This is a genomic window from Undibacterium sp. RTI2.2 (assembly GCF_035018705.1).
GTDB lineage: Bacteria > Pseudomonadota > Gammaproteobacteria > Burkholderiales > Burkholderiaceae_D > Undibacterium.
Genome location: NZ_JASJXN010000022.1, coordinates 26,312 through 45,804 on the forward strand (window position 1 = coordinate 26,312; position 19,493 = coordinate 45,804).

Annotated in this window: 20 protein-coding genes and 1 pseudogene; 6 read left to right on the forward strand and 15 right to left on the reverse strand. The window is 47.1% G+C overall.

The features are described from left to right. Nucleotides 1–198 precede the first annotated feature (198 nt). The 3 genes from QN395_RS13250 to QN395_RS13260 all read left to right on the forward strand — a co-directional run bounded on the left by QN395_RS13250 (nt 199) and on the right by QN395_RS13260 (nt 1,087). Nucleotides 199–612 carry a hypothetical protein gene (locus tag QN395_RS13250; RefSeq protein ID WP_322121475.1) on the forward strand — a complete coding sequence of 138 codons (414 nt, stop codon included), beginning with the start codon at nt 199–201 and terminating at the stop codon, nt 610–612. Next, a complete protein-coding gene (locus QN395_RS13255; protein ID WP_322121476.1) occupies nt 609–800 on the forward strand; it encodes a helix-turn-helix transcriptional regulator in 192 nt (63 codons plus the stop codon). Before QN395_RS13250 ends, QN395_RS13255 begins: the two co-directional genes overlap by 4 nt. 98 nt (nt 801–898) lie before the next feature. Beyond that, complete coding sequence (locus tag QN395_RS13260) at nt 899–1,087, forward strand: hypothetical protein (RefSeq protein WP_322121477.1); 189 nt, start codon at nt 899–901, stop codon at nt 1,085–1,087. A gap of 139 nt (nt 1,088–1,226) precedes the next feature. Here QN395_RS13260 and QN395_RS13265 read toward each other — a convergent pair whose 3' ends face one another. The 14 genes and pseudogenes from QN395_RS13265 to urtA all read right to left on the reverse strand — a co-directional run bounded on the left by QN395_RS13265 (nt 1,227) and on the right by urtA (nt 13,940). Further along, nucleotides 1,227–1,667, reverse strand: coding sequence for a hypothetical protein (locus tag QN395_RS13265; protein ID WP_322121478.1), 441 nt, complete (start codon nt 1,665–1,667; stop codon nt 1,227–1,229). Nucleotides 1,668–1,729: 62 nt separating this feature from the next. Further along, a complete protein-coding gene (locus tag QN395_RS13270) occupies nt 1,730–1,993 on the reverse strand; it encodes a hypothetical protein (protein WP_322121479.1) in 264 nt (87 codons plus the stop codon). 86 nt (nt 1,994–2,079) lie between these two features. Next, nucleotides 2,080–2,652, reverse strand: a pseudogene (locus QN395_RS13275) (rhomboid family intramembrane serine protease). 11 nt (nt 2,653–2,663) lie between these two features. After that, the gene (locus QN395_RS13280; RefSeq protein WP_322121480.1) at nt 2,664–3,017 is read right to left on the reverse strand and encodes a hypothetical protein; all 354 of its coding nucleotides are present in this window, start codon (nt 3,015–3,017) and stop codon (nt 2,664–2,666) included. A gap of 107 nt (nt 3,018–3,124) precedes the next feature. Then, nucleotides 3,125–4,399: a hypothetical protein gene (locus QN395_RS13285; RefSeq protein ID WP_323491834.1), complete on the reverse strand. Its 1,275-nt coding sequence runs from the start codon at nt 4,397–4,399 to the stop codon at nt 3,125–3,127. A gap of 303 nt (nt 4,400–4,702) precedes the next feature. Then, on the reverse strand, nt 4,703–6,403 hold the full coding sequence (gene ureC / locus QN395_RS13290; RefSeq protein ID WP_322121705.1) for an urease subunit alpha: 1,701 nt from the start codon (nt 6,401–6,403) through the stop codon (nt 4,703–4,705). Next, nucleotides 6,397–6,702: an urease subunit beta gene (locus QN395_RS13295; protein ID WP_322121482.1), complete on the reverse strand. Its 306-nt coding sequence runs from the start codon at nt 6,700–6,702 to the stop codon at nt 6,397–6,399. The genes ureC and QN395_RS13295 overlap by 7 nt, the downstream gene beginning before the upstream one ends. Before the next feature lie 9 nt (nt 6,703–6,711). After that, entirely contained in the window at nt 6,712–7,014 is a 303-nt protein-coding gene (locus QN395_RS13300) for an urease subunit gamma (RefSeq protein ID WP_322121483.1), read from the reverse strand. 67 nt (nt 7,015–7,081) lie between these two features. Then, on the reverse strand, nt 7,082–7,975 hold the full coding sequence (locus QN395_RS13305) for an urease accessory protein UreD (RefSeq protein WP_323491833.1): 894 nt from the start codon (nt 7,973–7,975) through the stop codon (nt 7,082–7,084). Between the two features lie 7 nt (nt 7,976–7,982). Continuing rightward, nucleotides 7,983–8,681 (reverse strand): urea ABC transporter ATP-binding subunit UrtE, encoded by a 699-nt coding sequence (gene urtE, locus QN395_RS13310; protein WP_322121485.1) that lies wholly within the window; start codon nt 8,679–8,681, stop codon nt 7,983–7,985. Nucleotides 8,682–8,736: 55 nt separating this feature from the next. Then, nucleotides 8,737–9,588: an urea ABC transporter ATP-binding protein UrtD gene (urtD, locus tag QN395_RS13315; RefSeq protein ID WP_322121486.1), complete on the reverse strand. Its 852-nt coding sequence runs from the start codon at nt 9,586–9,588 to the stop codon at nt 8,737–8,739. Then, complete coding sequence (gene urtC / locus QN395_RS13320) at nt 9,585–10,709, reverse strand: urea ABC transporter permease subunit UrtC (RefSeq protein ID WP_322121487.1); 1,125 nt, start codon at nt 10,707–10,709, stop codon at nt 9,585–9,587. The genes urtD and urtC overlap by 4 nt, the downstream gene beginning before the upstream one ends. Continuing rightward, complete coding sequence (gene urtB / locus QN395_RS13325; protein ID WP_322121488.1) at nt 10,706–12,307, reverse strand: urea ABC transporter permease subunit UrtB; 1,602 nt, start codon at nt 12,305–12,307, stop codon at nt 10,706–10,708. Before urtB ends, urtC begins: the two co-directional genes overlap by 4 nt. 379 nt (nt 12,308–12,686) lie before the next feature. After that, nucleotides 12,687–13,940: an urea ABC transporter substrate-binding protein gene (urtA, locus tag QN395_RS13330; protein ID WP_322121489.1), complete on the reverse strand. Its 1,254-nt coding sequence runs from the start codon at nt 13,938–13,940 to the stop codon at nt 12,687–12,689. Between the two features lie 562 nt (nt 13,941–14,502). On the opposite strand from urtA, the gene QN395_RS13335 reads away from it, so the two are divergent. From QN395_RS13335 to maiA, 3 genes are all read left to right on the forward strand, one after another. After that, nucleotides 14,503–17,115 carry a DUF349 domain-containing protein gene (locus tag QN395_RS13335; RefSeq protein WP_323491832.1) on the forward strand — a complete coding sequence of 871 codons (2,613 nt, stop codon included), beginning with the start codon at nt 14,503–14,505 and terminating at the stop codon, nt 17,113–17,115. Nucleotides 17,116–17,162: 47 nt separating this feature from the next. Then, nucleotides 17,163–17,864, forward strand: a complete 702-nt coding sequence (locus QN395_RS13340) for a fumarylacetoacetate hydrolase family protein (RefSeq protein WP_322121492.1) — start codon at nt 17,163–17,165, stop codon at nt 17,862–17,864. A gap of 114 nt (nt 17,865–17,978) precedes the next feature. Next, a complete protein-coding gene (maiA, locus tag QN395_RS13345) occupies nt 17,979–18,662 on the forward strand; it encodes a maleylacetoacetate isomerase (RefSeq protein WP_322121493.1) in 684 nt (227 codons plus the stop codon). Nucleotides 18,663–18,773: 111 nt separating this feature from the next. On the opposite strand, the gene QN395_RS13350 is transcribed toward maiA, so the two are convergent. After that, nucleotides 18,774–19,442, reverse strand: a complete 669-nt coding sequence (locus tag QN395_RS13350; RefSeq protein ID WP_322121494.1) for a hypothetical protein — start codon at nt 19,440–19,442, stop codon at nt 18,774–18,776. Between the last annotated feature and the right edge of the window lie 51 nt (nt 19,443–19,493).

A 19,493-nucleotide genomic window follows, 5' to 3' on the forward strand; every position in this document is an offset into this window, starting at 1 on the left:
ACCGGTGTATGTCAAGTTTCCTTGACTGGATAATCAAAGATGTAAGCAGGTATGAATCGGTAACAAAAGTAGTAAAAACGGAATTACAGTTTAGAGCAACATCGCAGTAAGAAATAAGGTCAGCAAGGTGAACATTCACCCTGCTTTCTTTAACGATATCTGTGTCAAGTAGGCTTTACATTAATCGGGGAGATCAATATGAACGAAGCAACATATTCAAAACGAGACAAGGAAATCGCAAAGAAATACCGCAAGGAATTAAGTCTGTCTTTCGTGCTGTACGTGATTGTTTTACTCGTTTCAATCACTTATGCAAAACCGATGGCGGACAGTCTGCTCCGCACTTTGATTGTCATGACGCCAGTGATTCCTGCGTTTGGGGCACTCTGGGCGATTGTACGTAATTTCAAGCGGATGGATGATTATGTTCGCGTCTGGTTGCTTGAAGTGGTGGCGATCTCCGGTGCAATCACAGCGTTCTTTAGCTTCAGTTACGGGTTCCTGGAGGGTATTGGTTTTCCTAAGTTGAGCGGATTTGTTACCTACGGCATTTTTATGGGGAGCTGGTGTCTGATTATTGGAATCCGCAAAATTCTGGAGCGTGAAAAATGAAAAACATCGTCAAAGAATTACGCACGCAGAGAGACTTGAGTCAGGCTGCACTAGCTGATTTATTGGACGTATCGAGACAGACAGTGAACGCCATCGAAACCGGACGCTACGATCCCAGCTTGCCACTGGCTTTTACGATCAGTAAATTATTTGGACAGCCGATTGAAAAAATTTTCTTCGTTGACTAAGTTTACGAAGGACTTCAAGCAGAGACAAATTCGATTGATTTAAATAGGTAGTCCGCGCCACACATAAGTAACAACTTATTTTTGATAGGAGAATTACCATGAACTTGCCATCATTTTGCAGAAATAAAGCATCTTATATAGCGATCATCGTCGCAATCGTGACGGCCATCTCGTCCAGTAATAGTAAAGCTGCTGAGGTACCAAGTGCCTCTATAAACAAGGCGACGCCGATGATGGCGACGGGCTTTCACCACCTTAGTATTCATTTGAATAGTTTCTCGACATGAATGAAAAAGGGGCGTCTGTATTGACGCCTCTTTTGGACACTACTCAGACTGTGGTAGAGCCGATTTATCAATCTAGGATCGCTTTTGGACGGTCCGTACAGTGGCATCTGTACGGATTGTTGTGAACGGGATTTAAAACTTAACAGCCCCAGGAATGCAAGCTCGCCGTGGGAGCACTTTTTCCCGGCTTTGCCGTTGAGGACAGTAAAATAATCTTCACGGAGCTATTAGATCCGTCAATTTCAATGATGAAATCGGGGAATCCGTCGCCATCCATATCGGTGATCCCAATGATGCGTGATGCCCAGCCATAATAGCCAAGCGCATATTCAAACTGCTTGCCGTCGTATTCAATAAAGTATGTCGCGCCTTCGCCATACGGCGCGCCGTTTTTTCCCTTTAGTCCATTTTGAACCCGCATGCCAAAAGCGACATCGTCGAGTTTTAAACGATATTGATAGTCAAGCTCCGGGTTAAGAGTATGACCGCCGTTTTTAAATACGTATAAAGGATGTTTGCCTTCTTTGATCGGCGAATCCGGTACACGCAGGTGCAAGATATCATCAGTTTCTTGCTCCACCAGATTTAGCGATGAGCTCGCCTCTGGCGCATTTTCTTCTGGAATCTGACTAATAATTTTTTTTAGCCATTCTGATTTTTATCATGCGGAGATTGCGATTCAACCAATAAGTCATTTTCTTTAATGACTAGGCTATACCACCGGTCTTTAGGCCATTTGGCAGGAGCCAGATGCTCAAATGGTTTTGGTACACCATAACTGCCCATCGCTTGACCCCACTCGCCAGATTTGAGTAGGACGCCGGGTTCTTTGTCCGCTGCCTGGCAGACCGATGTTAGTAGGATTGCCGCGAGCAAGGCCATCGAAGACGGAATGGTTTTCATCATGAGAGTACGTGTTAAATCGACGATCAGAAATTAACTCAAGCGGCACATCGTGGGATATGACGCATCATTGAAGCACTATCTCACTGCTATCGTTTATCTAAAAAACCCCAGACAACGCCAATAACTAATCCGCCAGTGTGTGCCCAGTTCGCAATCGGACCAAGTAATCCAATCCAGCAAAGGGCAAACCAGCCCAACATCATCACGATCGTTTGTTGCGTCAAAATAATCCCAAAGCGTGGGTTAGTCCGACCTTGCATTCAGATGTACCCAAATAAGCCATACAACACGCCCGACATCCCGCCAAAGAACGGTGATTGAGTCAGCAAGAACTGCACGAGATTCGACCCGATTCCCAGCACCACAAGAAAGAGCAGATAAAACCCGCTACTCCGTCGAGACTCGATCAATCTTCCCAGATCCCACATTGCTAACATATTAAATAGCAGATGCATCCAGCCAAAATGAATAAAGATCGGAGTGATCAGGCGCCAGACTTCACCCTGCAAGATACTATTAATACCATCACTGCCCGGGGCGGCGATCCATAGCGGAGACAACACCGCACGAGATGCACCCAGTCGCGACAGCAAAGCAACCAGCAGACTTATCGCGATCAACGTATTGGATACGTTGAGATATTTTCTTAATGCATACATAAAATTGTTTGTTACTCCTCGTCGTTAAATTCATCTGCCAGATTTTTCCAGCCATGACGCGCGGCAAATGCACAGAATTCTTCCGGCGCTTCCAGTGCGATCACAGTTCTTTCTTGCAGACCCAAATCGCCATGACCAAAATCAGGGCCGACATAACCTAGCTCACGCAACTTAGCCATGATCTGGCTGAGCAGCGCTTTATCGTTATAGAGACCGTTTTCTATCGGTGCAGCAAAGTCGATGTAGACATCGATGATGCCGTAGCCTTCATCAAAAATACGAATTGCTTTGATCTCGTGATTGGTGCCGCTGGAGTCCGTGGCTTTGAACGAACCACTTAAATGGATGTCTGTATCAGTTGTCATTTTGGGGATTGAATTTGATTTGATTGATGAGGGAAGTATCTGTTAAACAAGATTACGTTTAACAATTTTCTGTTCCATATTGCTTTTAATTTTTTGATATTAACTTATTAGCCATCGCAAACATAAAATTCATCGATATCGAGTAAGCGCCACTCACCAGCTATATTGCTAAAGTACATTCTAAACCCAGGTTCTGGCTTGTTGGTATCAGACATAATGACGTAATGCCAGGCCTCCCAAATGGCGAAATCAGGAATGCCATCTTGATCGATGTCGATGGTGTGTAGTGCACCGCGTGTAAATTGCTCATGCTTTTGTATTTTGCTTGCTACGTATTGCAAATCTTGTGCGGGCAGATTAGTAATTTTTACTTTGCCTGACGGAATAGGATCACGTGTGAAAAAATTTAGAATAGCTTCAGGTTGAAGGTGCTTTTCAGAGATACTCAGAATCGGGAAATTTTGTGTTTTATCTCCACTAAAACGAAAACCATCATTACAGTTCCCGCTCCAAAAAGACCGTTGTTCTATTGTGGCTATAGACACAAGTTTGCCATCGCTATAAATTGTATTTTTCCCGATTTTTTTTTGCAGAGCAATATCGACATTCCCGATATCCCACCAACCCGCTAGTTGTATACCGGCAGCTTCCGATTTCCTCCAAAACGGCACACCACGATATCGTAAAAAATAAGGAACTTGGAAGTGTGCGCTGAGCTCTTCTGCCTCGGCTTGAGGGCGCAATAGCTGCTTAGTATTTTTGAAATACGATGTTTTAATTTCTGGCAGATTTATTTGCTTTACCATTTTTAAAGCGCCAGGATAAAAGAGACGATTATTAATTGCAGAGGCGTATTTTAAAGTCTTATCCGACGCCGTGGCATCAGCATCTGCAAGCGCTTTTAACTCTTTCCACGAGCCGAGTTTATTCTTGTGTAATTTCTGCGGTTCGACAACTCCCTTTTCCATCACTTGTTTCATAGCTTCAAACTCAGGAATAGCAAAGCGACGTAATGACGGACGTTTTTCCCAAACAAAATTCTGATCTACATTTTCTAAAGACTTTTCTTTTTCACTAAGCATAGTATTGTTAAAAAACATTCCTGCGTTGCGTAATCGCAAAAAACTAGGCTGCAACCAAAACGCTTGCGTAGCTGAATAGCGCGGGTTTTCAATGAGTCGAGAAGCAGATGAGGGCACGTTCGTCAAATACAGCTCACCTATATCGTCAATCTGTAGCGCTTGGTCTCCCAGTAAATTGCATACGATAAAGCCATGTTGATCTTTCGCCCAGTGTATTGGGCAGAATTCATTGCCCCAGGTATTATGATTTTGTGTAACTTCCATTTGCACCAGCGTATTCGCCGGTAGATGGGAAATCACTGTCGTATCCGCACTAGAACCTGAGTGCACATTTACCCATGATCCATGTACCCATTTGGTTTGATAATCAATTTGGGCAAGGCAAGGTATAGCTATACCTAGGTATAAGCTTGAAAGAGTCAATAGCAAAAGTGATTTCATAACAATAAGAAATAGGTCGCACTAGTTGTATTACATCTTCTACAGCGGATGGCATAATCGTGTTTTTGAAATTTTATAGTTGTTAGGCTGGTAAGGCGCAGTCCAACCTAGGCTATCAAACGCTAAACCAAACTCAAATTAAAACTAAAACCAAAACCAAACCTAAAACAAGAAATACCGCTGCGCCATTGGCAAAATTTTTGCCGGTTCGCAGACCAACAATTCTCCATTGGCACGGACTTCATAAGTTTCTGAATCGACTTCCATTTTGGGTGTTAAGCCATTGTGGATCATGTCTTTTTTGCGGATATTGCGGGTGTTTTTAACCGGAATTAAGGTCTTGTTGAGCTTGAGTTGCTCTGCCAGACCTGCATCAAATCCTGCTTGTGACACAAAGGTGAAGGATTTTTTTAAGCCGCCACCAAACGCACCAAACATCATGCGGTAATGCACCGGTTGTGGTGTCGGGATAGACGCGTTGGGGTCACCCATCTGTGCTGCTGCGATCATGCCACCCTTGACGATCATCGATGGTTTGACGCCAAAGAAGGCGGGTTTCCAGAGTACGATATCGGCGATTTTTCCGACTTCCAGCGAACCAACTACATGCGCAATCCCGTGGGTGATGGCGGGATTGATCGTGTATTTGGCGATATAGCGCTTGGCGCGGAAGTTGTCATTGCGCTCGTTATCTTCTGGCAGAGAACCACGTTGCTGCTTCATCTTGTCGGCGGTTTGCCAGGTACGCATAATGACTTCGCCAACACGCCCCATGGCTTGCGAGTCGGATGACATCATAGAGATCGCGCCGATATCATGCAAAATGTCCTCAGCGGCAATGGTCTCGCGCCGGATGCGAGATTCGGCGAAGGCGATATCTTCTGCAATTGCAGGGTCGAGATGATGGCAGACCATCAGCATATCTAAATGTTCGTCCAGCGTGTTGACCGTGTAAGGACGCGTCGGGTTGGTGGAGGAGGGGAGCACGTTGCTTTCTCCCACTGCTGCAATGATGTCGGGCGCGTGACCACCGCCTGCACCCTCTGTGTGAAAGGTGTGAATAGTCCGGTCTTTAAACGCCGCCAGCGTGTGTTCCAAAAAGCCACCTTCATTCAAAGTGTCGCTATGGATCGCTACTTGTACATCCATGCGGTCTGCCACGCTCAGACAGTTATCGATTGCCGCGGGCGTAGTTCCCCAGTCTTCATGTAACTTCAGACCGATTGCACCTGCCAGGATTTGTTCTTCCAGAGGCAAGGGGAGGCTGACATTACCTTTCCCCAAAAAACCGAGGTTCATCGGGAAGGCATCTGCTGCCATCAGCATCGAATGTAAATGCCACGGTCCTGGCGTACAGGTTGTAGCTGCGGTGCCGACTGCTGGGCCAGTACCGCCGCCCAGCATCGTGGTCACGCCGCTCATCAATGCTTCTTCAATTTGTTGCGGACAAATGAAATGGATATGCGAATCGATTCCGCCTGCGGTGACGATCATACCTTCGCCCGCAATGATTTCAGTCGCACCACCGATGGCCATATCAACACCAGACTGGATATCCGGATTGCCTGCTTTACCGATCTTGGCGATCAGGCCGTTTTTTAAACCGATGTCCGCTTTGACGATACCCCAGTGATCCAGAATCACTGCGTTGGTGATGACGGTGTCCATGACCTCTGCATGCGGGCGCTGCGATTGCCCCATGCCGTCGCGGATCACTTTGCCGCCGCCAAATTTGACTTCCTCACCATAGATGGCGAAGTCTTTTTCGATTTCAATAAACAGACCGGTATCTGCCAGGCGTATACGGTCGCCAGTCGTGGGGCCAAACATTTCTGCATAGGCTTGTCTGGAAATTTTCATAATGCCCCCATCACTTTACCGTTGAAGCCATACACCTTGCGGTCCCCCGCCAGCGCGACCAGTTCAACAGTGCGTTGCTGACCTGGTTCAAACCGGACTGCAGTACCTGCGGCAATGTTCAGTCGCATACCGTAAGCCGTCTGACGTTCAAACTGCAACGCTGGATTGGTTTCAAAAAAATGAAAATGGGAGCCGACCTGTATCGGCCTGTCACCGCTGTTCGAAACGACCAGCGTGGCAGTTGCCCGTCCGACGTTGAGTTCGATCTCGCCGGGTTCTATCAGCATTTCGCCTGGGTTCATGTCGGGCTCCTATGGAATTGGGTGATGCACGGTAACCAGTTTGGTACCGTCAGGGAAGGTCGCTTCTACCTGAATATCGGGGATCATCTCGGGGATGCCGTCCATGACGTCGGCTCGGGTCAGGATTTGCGTGCCATAAGACATCAGTTGCGCAACGGTTTTTCCATCGCGCGCACCTTCCATGATGGCGGCAGTGATCAGTGCAACAGCCTCTGGATAATTAAGTTTGAGGCCGCGTGCCTGGCGACGTTCTGCTAACAATGCAGCGGTAAAGATGAGCAGCTTATCTTTTTCGCGGGGAGTGAGATCCATGTATTTTCCTTTCGGTTGCTGCTTGAGTAGTTCGCGCTAATTTTTTAGCGAATTCTCTATTGATTTTTCATGTGTTCCAGATACGCGGCACGATGGCGTCTTCTTGCATCAGAGAAGGGCGTAAATGTTGCCAGACCATGGTCATCCATTGTTTGGCAGTTTCACTCGAATTGCCGAGGTAGCGTGCCACCAATAAAGATTTTAATTGTGACACGCCACATTGTGCACCTGCTTCGGTTTGTTGCAACCACTGGTGAGTTTGATCCCGCATTGCTTGCAATCCTGCCGCATGAAGAGGTACCGGGCTGGCTATCACTGTGGCGCAGACGGTGTTGCCTGATAAGCCCATTCGGCTGGACATCGCTGCGCTACCGCCTCGTATGCTGCCTTGTTCATTCCAGATCAGTTTGCCTGCGCGTTCTATCCGAGTGTGTTGTTTTATTTTTCCGCTACGATAGCTTTCGCCCGATGCGGTGCGGCCAAAGCACAGGATGTCGCTACCGATATAGCAGGCGTCTTGCGCCAGTTGAATTGTCTGATGCAAATCGACTTGTGCGTCGTCAAAAAATATCGTCTCTTGTGGCAACCATTCTAGCTTGCTACCTGCCTCTGCCAACAAATGAATATGCTGCTGCGATGTGTAGCCGTTGCTGCGATACCATTTTGCCGCACCGGGTGTGGTAATGAGCGCGTGGCTGGCTGTCCCCAGTTTTGCCGTAATGCTTAGCTCATCGCCACCCACAACGCCGCCGGGCGGATGGATGATGATGGCGTGGCAAATTTTTTGGCCTTCGGGATACAGGGGCTTTTGTACTCGCAATGGACCGGTATGGTCGCGCTCGGTCAGTCGGGTAACGCCTTGATCATCACTAAAAGCAATTTGCAATTTGGCTTGCCAATGTTGCTTTTTAGCAGGGGCATGATCGTGAATAATGGAGGGAGATATGTCAGTAAGTATCATGCCTTTACTATACCGCTAAGTGCCGCTTGACATCATCCCCATCCATTAAATTTTTATCACCAGAGGCGACTACTTCGCCACGATTTAAAATCACAAAATGATCGGCCAGTTCGCGGGCAAAATCAAAATATTGCTCACATAATAAAATCCCGATATCGCCACGTTCGCGAAGCAGGCGGATGACGCGGCCGATGTCTTTGATGATGGAGGGTTGAATGCCTTCGGTCGGTTCGTCCAGAATGATCAATTTTGGTTCTGCTAGCAAGGCCCGCGCTATCGCTAACTGTTGTTGTTGGCCGCCCGATAAATCACCACCACGACGTTGCAGCATTTCTTTTAAAACGGGGAAAAGCTCGTAGACCTCACCTTTGATCATCGATGCTTTTTTACTCGATAGTGTTGCCATGCCCATCAATAAATTTTCTTCGACGGTGAGCCGGGCAAAGATTTCACGGCCTTGCGGCACGTAGGCGATGCCTAGTTTTGCCCTTTCGTGCGGAGATAATTTACTGATATTTTTGCCGTCCAGTTTTACGCTGCCTTGGGACAATGGAAGTACACCCATCAGACATTTTAATAGCGTCGTTTTACCAACCCCATTGCGTCCGAGTAGCGACAAACATTCCCCTTTTTTGACGCTGAGAGAAATGCCCCGCAAGGTATGGGATGAGCCATAGTGTTGATGTACTTGTTCGACTTGTAGCATGTCTGATTCCGGTATTAATACACTTGAAATTGAGCGGATATATAGGGCCTTAGACTTAACGTCCCAAGTACACTTCAATCACTTTTTCGTCCGCCTGTACTTGTTGCATGGTTCCCTGCGCCAGTACCGATCCCTCGTGCAGTACGGTGACTTTGCCTTGTTGTGCAATCTCAGTGACGAAGCCCATATCGTGTTCGACCACCATAATTGAATGCTTACCACGTAACTCGTTTAGCAGCTCCGCGGTGCGGGCTGTTTCAGCGTCAGACATCCCAGCGACGGGTTCATCGAGCAGAATCAATTGTGGCTCTTGAATCAATAGCATGCCGATTTCTAGCCATTGTTTTTGGCCGTGAGACAGCAGGCCTGCCAGTCTGTTTTCTTGTCCGTTCAGGCGTATCAATTGCAAGATGCTGTCAATCTTGTCGCGCTGCTCGCTATTTAATTTAGCGAATAGCGTGGTCTTGACCCGCTTGTCCATCTTCATCGCTAGTTCCAGATTGTCGAAGACGGTGTGTTGCTCAAAAACGGTGGGGCGCTGAAATTTACGACCGATACCCGCATGGGCGATTTCGACCTCAGTCATTTTGGTCAGATCCATCGTCTGACCAAAAAAAACTTTGCCTGATGTCGGTTTGGTTTTTCCTGTGATGATATCCATCATCGTAGTTTTTCCCGCGCCATTGGGGCCGATAATGCAGCGTAATTCACCGACTGAAATATCGAGATTGAGATTGTTGATTGCCTTAAAGCCGTCAAACGATACGGTGATATCTTCCAGATACAATATTGCACCATGGCTGGTATCAACCTGATTAGATTTAACACGTCCGAATGATGCGGCAGCGTCACCAGTTGCACCATCATAAGTTTGGCCTGGCTGCAGCACACTACTACGCTCGCTCATGCTGCCTCCTTATGATGATTCAATTTAGTGCGTACCTGTTTTGCTAAACCTAAGATTCCTTGTTGCATAAACAGAGTGACAAGAATAAAGATGAGTCCCAGTGCAAATAGCCATAGGTCGGGGAAGGCACCGGTGAACCAGCTCTTTAAGCCATTCACTGTGAAGGCGCCAATGATCGGTCCCAGCAACGTTCCCCGTCCTCCGACGGCGGCCCAGATCACCATTTCTATTGAATTGCCAGGAGACATTTCGGATGGATTGATGATGCCCACCTGCGGTACATATAAGGCCCCGGCAATGCCGCACAACACGGCTGATAAGGTCCAGACAAACAGTTTGAACCACAACGGGTTATAACCTATAAACATTAGACGGGATTCTGAATCTCTTACCGCCTGAAGCACACGACCCAATTTCGAGGTCACGATCCAGCGACATAACATCAGTGCCCCAAACAACGCGGCCAACGTAATCAGGTATAAAGCAGCCTTGGTACCTGGCGCAGTGACGTTAAAACCGAGAATGCGTTTGAAATCGGTGAAGCCATTGTTGCCACCAAACCCGGTGTTATTGCGGAAGAACAGCAGCATAAAAGCAAAGGTCATGGCTTGGGTAATGATGGAGAAATACACTCCCTTTATTCGTGACCGGAAAGCAAAAAAACCAAACACAAATGCCAACGTTCCCGGCACCAGAACCACCAATGCCATGCAATACCAAAAATTGTCGGTCATCGACCAGTACCACGGGTAGGTCTTCCAGTCTAGAAACACCATAAAGTCTGGCAAGTTACTTTGATAGACACCGTCACGACCAATCGCTCGCATCAGATACATGCCGTGCGCATATCCGCCCAATGCAAAAAAGACGCCGTGCCCCAGCGATAAAATACCGGTGTACCCCCAGACCAGATCCAGAGCCAACGCTGCCATTGCGTAGCACATGAACTTACCAACGAGAGTGATGGTAAAGCTCGAAATATGTAGAGGATGACTCGCAGGAAAACTTAAATTAAGTATTGGTAACAAGGCAGCGATGATGACGCATACGATGATGCCGACCCAGGCTGGACGTGAGAAGAAAGAGGGGGTGTGATAGCTCATTGTTGGGGCGCTGATCATTCGACACTCCTACCTTTCAGCGCGAATAAGCCTTGTGGCCGGCGTTGGATGAAAACAATGATGAATACGAGTATGACGATTTTTGCCATCACAGCTCCGGCAAAAGGTTCTAAAAACTTATTCACTTCGCCCAAGCCAATGGCCGCAATGACGGTACCTGCCAGTTGGCCAACGCCGCCAAGCACCACCACCATAAATGAATCTACGATATAGCTTTGGCCTAAGTCTGGGCCAACATTGCCCAATTGCGACAAGGCGACACCTCCGAGACCAGCAATGCCGGAGCCCAATCCAAAAGTCAGCATATCAATTTTGCCGGTTGCGACACCCACACAATCTGCCATACGTCGATTTTGGGTTACAGCCCTAACGAATAAACCCATTCTGGTTTTATTTAAAATCAGCCAGACCGCAAATACCAAAATGAAGGCGAAGGCAATGATGAATATCCGGTTGTAGGATAAGACCAGCGATCCTAATACCGTCACGCCGCCAGACATCCAGGACGGATTGGCGACTTCGACATTTTGTGCACCAAAAATGGTGCGTACTGTTTGCATCAGCATCAGACTAATGCCCCAGGTGCAGAGCAAAGTTTCTAATGGGCGACCGTATAACCAACGGATGACGGTACGCTCTAAAAATATCCCCACGGCACCTGCGACAATAAAAGCGGCAGGTAGTGCGATGATCAGATAGGCGTCTAGCGCACCAGGGATGAATTTGCGAAATAGCATTTGCACTACGTAAGTAGTATAAGCACCGATCATCAATAACTCGCCATGCGCCATATTGATGATTCCCATTAAACCAAAGGTAATCGCCAATCCCAGCGCTGTTAGCAGCAAGACGCTGCCTAACGATACGCCATAGAACAAATTGCCGATAAATTCGGTACGTGCCAGCCGGGAGTCAATGGCTTTGAGCGTTGCACGGACCTCTGTCCGGATGCTGGCGTCGGCTTCGATAAAGCTCCCATCGAGATTCTTATCCAGCATCTTTTGCAACAGCGGATTGAGTTTGGCATTGCTGCTGCCAACTAAGGAAGTGACAGCCGCTTTGCGCTGCGCTGCATCTGGGGATTGCAGATTAGCAGTGGCAATCACCAGTTGTAAAAGTGATTTCACCTCGGGGTCTGATTCTTTTGCATAGGCTTTGCTGATCAATGGTAGTTGCTCCAGACTGGCGTCGGTTTGCAAGGTGGTGGCAGCTGCCAGACGCACAGATTTGTCCGTGGAAAATAACTTTAGGGCTGAGAGAGCATTATCGATAGCGCCGCGCAAGCGATTGTTGATACTGATCACATCGCTACCGTCGGGCAACTTGCTAGATTTCTCGGTGGCGGGATTGTAGGCATTGTCGCCATCGACGATTAAAACTAAGCCATCGGTTGTGGTGTATAGCGATTCGCTTTTTAGCGCATTTAAGACTTTGCTGCTATCGTCATTTGCCAGTGCTGCTATCTCTGTGACTGCAGCGATGCGGGCGTCCGGATCGTCGCTAGTTAAGCCTTGTAAAAGTTTGGCGTCAATCGCAGCCTGCGCCGTGCAACTCATACAAAACAGGACAGTCAAAATACTGAATTTGAATATTTTCATAGGATATTTTGAGGTCGATTTTGCCTACTACAAAACTTCCAGAGACATATGATGTGATCTGAAGGTACAAAAGTGCAAAAGGGGATTTGTAGAAGTTACCAAAGAAGAATGTCCATTATTTGTGAGGCTCCCAGGCCAATTATGGTCTGGGAGCCCAATAATCATTGGACGTTGAAAAATTGGTAGCTTCTAAAAACCTTTTAATTAAGAACCCGACACAATAATTAAAAAAGACTTAAAACGATGCACGTCATTCCTGCGTGCTTTTAGCAGGAATCCAGAGACGTACGTGAATCACAACACGTCTCTGAGTTCTGCCTAGCAGGAGCGACGGACAAGCAGATAGTTTTTTTGAAGCCCCGCTATCACTATCGCGCTATTACATTTTTTGCTTTGCCTCATTACCAGGGATGTACGGACTCCAAGGTTGTGCGCGAATGGTTTCTTTCGTTTTATAAACGACATTGAACTGACCATCCGCTTTGATTTCACCAATCATCACTGGCTTATGCAAGTGGTGATTGGTTGCATCCATGCTTAAGACAAAGCCGGACGGTGCTTTAAAGGTTTGTCCGCCCATGGCTGCAATTACTTTGTCGGTGTCGGTGGATTTGGCTTTTTCTACTGCTTGCTTCCACATATAGATACCGACATACGTTGCTTCCATCGGATCGTTGGTCACAGCGGTAGCTGCATTCGGTAATTTTTTGGCGACTGCGTAGTCTTTCCATTTTTTAATGAACTCGGTGTTGACCGGATTTTTTACCGACTCAAAATAATTCCAGGCTGCCAGATGGCCGACTAAGGGCTTGGTATCAACACCGCGTAGTTCTTCCTCGCCGACTGAGAAGGCGACGACTGGGACGTCAGTTGCTTTCAGACCTGCATTACCCAACTCTTTATAAAACGGTACGTTGGAGTCGCCATTGATCGTGGAGATGACGGCTGTTTTGCCACCGGCGGAGAATTTCTTGATATTGGCAACAATCGTCTGATAATCAGAGTGACCAAACGGAGTGTAGGCCTCATCGATGTCAGTATCCTTCACGCCCTTGCTGTGCAAAAAGGACCGCAGGATTTTGTTGGTAGTGCGTGGATAAACATAGTCAGTGCCTAGCAGAACAAAGCGCTTGGCTCCGCCGCCTTCTTTTGACATCAGATATTCCACCGCTGGTATCGCTTGTTGATTTGGAGCGGCACCAGTGTAAAACACGTTTTTCTCTAGTTCTTCACCCTCGTACTGCACAGGGTAGAACAGCAGGCTATTAAGTTCTTTAAATACCGGTAAGACCGATTTGCGGGATACCGATGTCCAGCAACCAAATACGACAGATACCTTATCCTGAGAAATCAGTTGTCGTGCTTTTTCCGCAAACAGTGGCCAGTTGGAAGCAGGATCGACAATCACCGGCTCCAGCTTTTTACCCATCACACCACCTTTAGCATTGATCTCGTCGATTGTCATTAATGCCACGTCTTTGAGGGAAGTCTCGGAAATTGCCATCGTGCCCGACAGCGAATGTAAAATTCCGACTTTAATCGTATCTGCTGCCAATGCCTGTGCCATCCAGGTTGATGCAGTCAAAGCCATAGCGCCGAGTGCGGTCGCTTTTAGTACGGTACGACGTGACATAATTTCTCCTTGGTGTTGAAGTAATAGACGTGTAGTAATGAGCGTAGTTGAGAGCCTGATGACTAATTTATTTGGGTATGTATAAGTGTGTGACTAATTCCTATTTGGTTGAGAGACAATCGCAGCAAAACATCATCGTACTGAGCCACGACATTGCAAATACTTGCTGCGATAATTACTTTGCCATTTTTATGTAGCAGTATCACGGTGACGGACTTCCTAAAAGTAGGAATTATTTGTACGCAATGAAAATAAATAGCAGTTTATGTGCCAGCTTGTGCGCTACGTTCACTACTAGCTACTCAACACCATATAGACCAAAAGCTTGGATTTGTTTGCTACAAATATGTGCAGAGAAATGGTTTAAATCCCTTCTTTCGTGCGTGGTGAGAATATCTACAACAACTGACAGATGTTGGTGCAAGCTTAATTGCTGAAAATACTGAATTGGCAGAGTGAGTGCTTCATCTAGCCTAACCCCAAGCCCCCCAGTCGAATCTAGCCGAATTCGGCCGAATCTTGCTATCATGCAGTTTTTGCCCACCTACCAATCCAAACACTCATGTTCGATTTCCTTTTTAAGCGCAAACCTAAAGCAACATCTTCCTCTGCCAATAGCAATTTAGCCGCCGCTAACGCTGCCAGCCTGGCGAGCGTTGCCAAAGCAGATCAACAGCAACAAATTGTCCAGGCGCGTGCCGCTACCTTGGCTAAGATAGAGAGCCTGGCAAGCAATCCCGGTGCAGAAGACGCAATCGTTAGCTTGTTATTAGCATGTGATTTTGCTGACGGTCGTTTTAAAGCGGCTAATTACGTACACAGCGCAGCCGCGCTGCAAAAAGTACTGAGCGCAATGCGCAATACAGATAAGCGTGTTGCCAAACTGATGCAGGCACGTTTGGATGTGCTGGCGCAAGCAGATCAGCAGCAACAGTTAGCTTTGCGCTGTATCAATCAAGCGCAGCAGTTGGGTTTGCAAGCTAGTTTGATTCCGCAGCAAATTGCTGATCTGGATAAGTTGGTGGCAGGCCTCAAACATTTTCCCGATGCTTTAAAAGCAGAATTTGATGCCCACTACACGATATTGCAAACACGCTTGCAGGCACAGACGACGCTGCAAAGACAGGTGCTGGATCTGGTACAGCATTTGACCATATCCCAAGGGATTGCTGACGACGCCCATGGCGCTCAGTTGGATGTATGGCAGCAAGCCTTTGATTTATGCTTGCAACAGCCAGAAGCTGTGGCTTTACCTAAAAATTTGCTGGCAGACTTCACGTATAAAATGCAGGCCGCACGTGAGCAATGGACGCAACTGCAAAAGCAAAAAGTAGCAGAGGCTAAAACCACCATATCAGCACCAGTGTCAGCACCTGTGGCTACGACGATTGAAGCAAGCACAGAATTTGTCGCTGCTGAAACTTCAGACAGCGTTGAGGTAGCGTCTGCTAATGCAATGCATACTGATCCAACATCGACCGAAAAACCTGGGCAAATTACGATGCCTTCATCAAAGACTAAACCTGTCAAGCTGGTGCAGGTCAGTACGGAGAAAATTTTGGCAGCAATCCAAGATATGGAGGCAGCCTTAGAGCAGGGTAGTGCATTGCTGGCGCAAAAATTGGAGCGTGAGGTGTTGCGAGGCGTTGATCTCAAACACACTGGCTTAAATTCAGAGCAAAAAGAGCGTTTATTCAAAGTCCAGAGCGAGCTTGGACGATTACTGTCATGGGCCAAATGGGGGGGCAGTATCTCCCGCGATGAATTGATCAAAGCGGCAGAAGAATTGCCATCAAAAGAATTGGAACCTGATGATCTGGCAAAAAAAGTGAGCGGCTTACGTGAGCGCTGGAAGTCTTTAGAAGCTAGCACTGGCGGTGCGGCTAGAGAAATCTGGGATCGCTTTGATACCGCCTGCAATCTGGCCTATGCACCGGCTGCTGCTTATTTTCAGCAATTAGCAGAAGAGCGCAAAGTTAATTTGGAAAAGGCTGAACTGCAACTAAGCGAGTGGCGCATTACTGCTGATGCCTTATTGCAGACAATACAGACAGCACCAGATTGGAAAGTCATCTCGCAAACTGCGATGCAGATGAAGCAAACCTGGCAAACATTATCTGCGGTTGATCGCAAAAATAAAGCTCGGGTTGATGGACAATTTTATGCAATTTATCAGTCCTTATCACAGCCCTTGGAGCAGCAAAGAAAAGCGGAAATCGCATCGCGTGAGCAATTAATTGCGCAAGTCTCCGCCCTCGATCCGCAGCAGCGTGAATCGGTTGATCAGTTGCGTGCCTTACAAGTGCGCTGGCAAGAGCAGGCGCAAGCTTTGCCTTTGCGTCGTAAAGATGAGCAAGCATTATGGGAGAAATTCCGCGCAGCCTGCGATGGCTTGTTTGCGCAACGCAAAGCGGTGTCTGACAGTGCAGATGCGGAACGTAAGGCTAATCTACAAGCCAAACAAACTTTGTGTACGAGCTTAGAGCAAGCGCCGTCGGCAGACGCTTTGTCCGAATCAGCAATCAAACAATTATTGCAAGAGGCGGCAAATACCTGGCGCTCAATCGGGTATGTGCCGCGTGGTGAAGAGAATGAAATTGACCGCCGTTATGAGAACGCCGTCGCGCAACTAAAACGACTTTTACAGCAAGCACATGATGAAAAAAGTCAAGCTGGTAAAAAGCTGCTACAAGTGAAGCTTCGTTTGTGTCAGCAGCTAGAGGCAGCTTTTGTAGAGGATACGAGTAAGGCACAAACGCTGATGTCACAACTCTCGGCGGAATGGCAGCAATTATCATCTCAGGCAACACTGACAGCAAAGCCATCAACTAAGTTACCAGGTAAATTAGATTCAGAATTAGATAAGCGGTTTGCGGCGATTAGTCAGGCAGTACAACATAGTGACGCCTCCTATGCCAATCTGCTGCAAAAAAATGCGGACTCGGCAGCACAAAGTATTTTGCAATTAGAGATTTTAAATAGTATTGATAGCCCACCAGAACTGGCGAGAACACGCCTGCAAATTCAAGTAGATGTATTGCAAGCAGCGCTCAGGTCTGGCAATAACGCAGATGCTGCCAAAGAGCAGTTGCACCGTTTGTGTAGTTTGCCGGTACTGTTAGACCAAACCCAACGGCAGCGCCTGGATAAGCTGTTGATGCTTAACCTTACTTGAGATTACCTAATTTAAGATTGCCTGATTAATTATTAGTGAGAAAAATCATGTCTTATTTATTTCCACCTAAAGTTGTGAGCGTACCTGTCGCTAATTCTGAGCTGCTTTTTCCTGTTCATAGAATTTACTGTGTTGGCCGTAACTATGTTGAGCATGCCAAAGAAATGGGCTGGACTGGTCGCGAAGCACCATTCTTTTTTATGAAACCAGCCGATGCCGTGCTGCCAGTCGCCTATGGACAAACCGGCGAGATGCCTTATCCCGGCATGACCAATAATTTGCATTATGAAGTTGAGCTGGTGGTCGCTATTGGTAAAGGCGGTAAAAATATTACAGTCGAAGCCGCTGCCGGACATGTCTGGGGTTACGCCGTTGGTTTGGATATGACCAGACGCGATTTGCAAGCAGAATCCAAAGACCAAGGGCGCCCTTGGGATACCGCAAAAGGATTTGATTTCTCTGCACCAATCTCACCGTTGCATCCGATTGCCGACACTGGCTGGATTGAGCAGGGCAATATCCATCTGGATGTAAATGGCGTACAAAAGCAAGACAGCGATATCAAAAAACTCATCTGGAATGTCGCTGAAGTGATTTCGACACTGTCTACGTTTTATGAGTTGCAAGAGGGTGACTTGATCTACTCTGGCACACCTGAAGGCGTCGGTCCGGTCAAGATTGGAGATTTGATGGAGGCAAGTATTGAGGGTCTGGGCGACCTCAAAGTACGCATGGCTAAAGCTGATTAGGGTGAGTAAGCTGCCTAAACGAACATCGATCTCAATATCAACCTTGATATTCAACCTTCATATCAACCTTAATATCAACCTTAATATCAAACTGATTATCCAATCCGATATCTCATGAAACTATATGGCTACTTTCGCAGTTCTGCATCTTATCGGGTGCGGATTGCATTGAATCTCAAGGGACTCGATTACCAATCGATACCTGTGCATTTGGTAAAAAACGGTGGTGAACAATTTTCTGAACAATTTCGTTCGCTGAATCCCGATGCCTTAGTACCCGCTTTTTTGCCAGATCAATCGACTGACGACAGCGGGGACACTGCATCCTCGCTGACAAACTCGCTTACACAGTCATTGGCGATCATAGAATATCTGGAAGAGGTTTATCCCGCGATTCCGCTATTACCAAAAGAGGCTATAGCCCGTGCCCATATACGTGCATTCGCGCTGGCAATCGCATGTGAAATCCACCCCGTAAATAATTTGCGGGTACTAAAATATTTGAGTGCAAACTTAGGCGTGAGCGATGAGCAAAAGACGGCTTGGTACAAACATTGGTGCGAGCCTGGATTGATGGTCTTAGAAAAAAAATTAGCAGGCGATCCGCGTACCGGGTTGTTCTGTTTTGGTGATACGCCAACGCTGGCAGATTGTTGTCTGATACCGCAGATTTTTAATGCACAGCGTTTCAATTGCGATCTTAGTCAAATGCCTACTTTGACAAAAATCAATCAGCATTGCCTCAGTATCCCCGCTTTTATCGATGCATCACCAGCGATGCAGCCAGACGCTGAATAGTTTTATTAAATAGCATGGCTGTCTGGGTTGGCTCGTTATTGGTCGGGAAATAAAAAAAGACTGCTGATTTACTCAGCAGTCTTTTTTTATTGAGGCCGTTATCTATACAGCTTAATTTGGCAGGTCTTGCTTGGGGAAGGCTACTCCCAAGGTATCTGTCAGAACCGAAATCAAAATAGAGCGGGTCAGTTTTGATTTGGTGGTATAGCCATCAATTGCCAATTCATGATTGACTACTTTTTCTGGCGCATAACCTGGTTGCCCGGTTCGCAGCACAATGCGCAGATTATCTCTTCCCAGCTCATTACGGATAACGCTCACCAGCTTCAGACCCGCATCCACGGTCTCCATTACGACATCAAGCAACACTAGCGCGATATCGCCGTGATCAACAATTACTTGTCTTGCTTCTCTTGCCGAATACGCGTGTAAAAATTCTAGCGGTCTACCATGTATTTGCACTCCGCTCAGCGCGAGCAAGGTTGTGTCATGCACGTTGCTGTCATCATCGGCGATTAGAATTTTCCAGGGAATCGCTCCCAATTTGGGGTCTTCGACGTCGCTATCTTCATCAAGGAAGTCGATCAAGTCATCATCGCTTTTGCTCACAGAGCAGCTAGATATCAAATCATCCAACAAGTAAGCGCCGACATCTGTTTTTTTTACTTCTTCTAATCCAATACCAGAGACCAGCCACTGATAAGGTATTGGCGTTTGCATGTGGGGTTGAACATGCATTTGAGCCAACAAGCCGGGCATCTTACTGTGTTGAGACTTCATCAGTTTTCTCCCTGTTGCTTGGGTTAAATTTTTTTCTTACTTCATCTTATG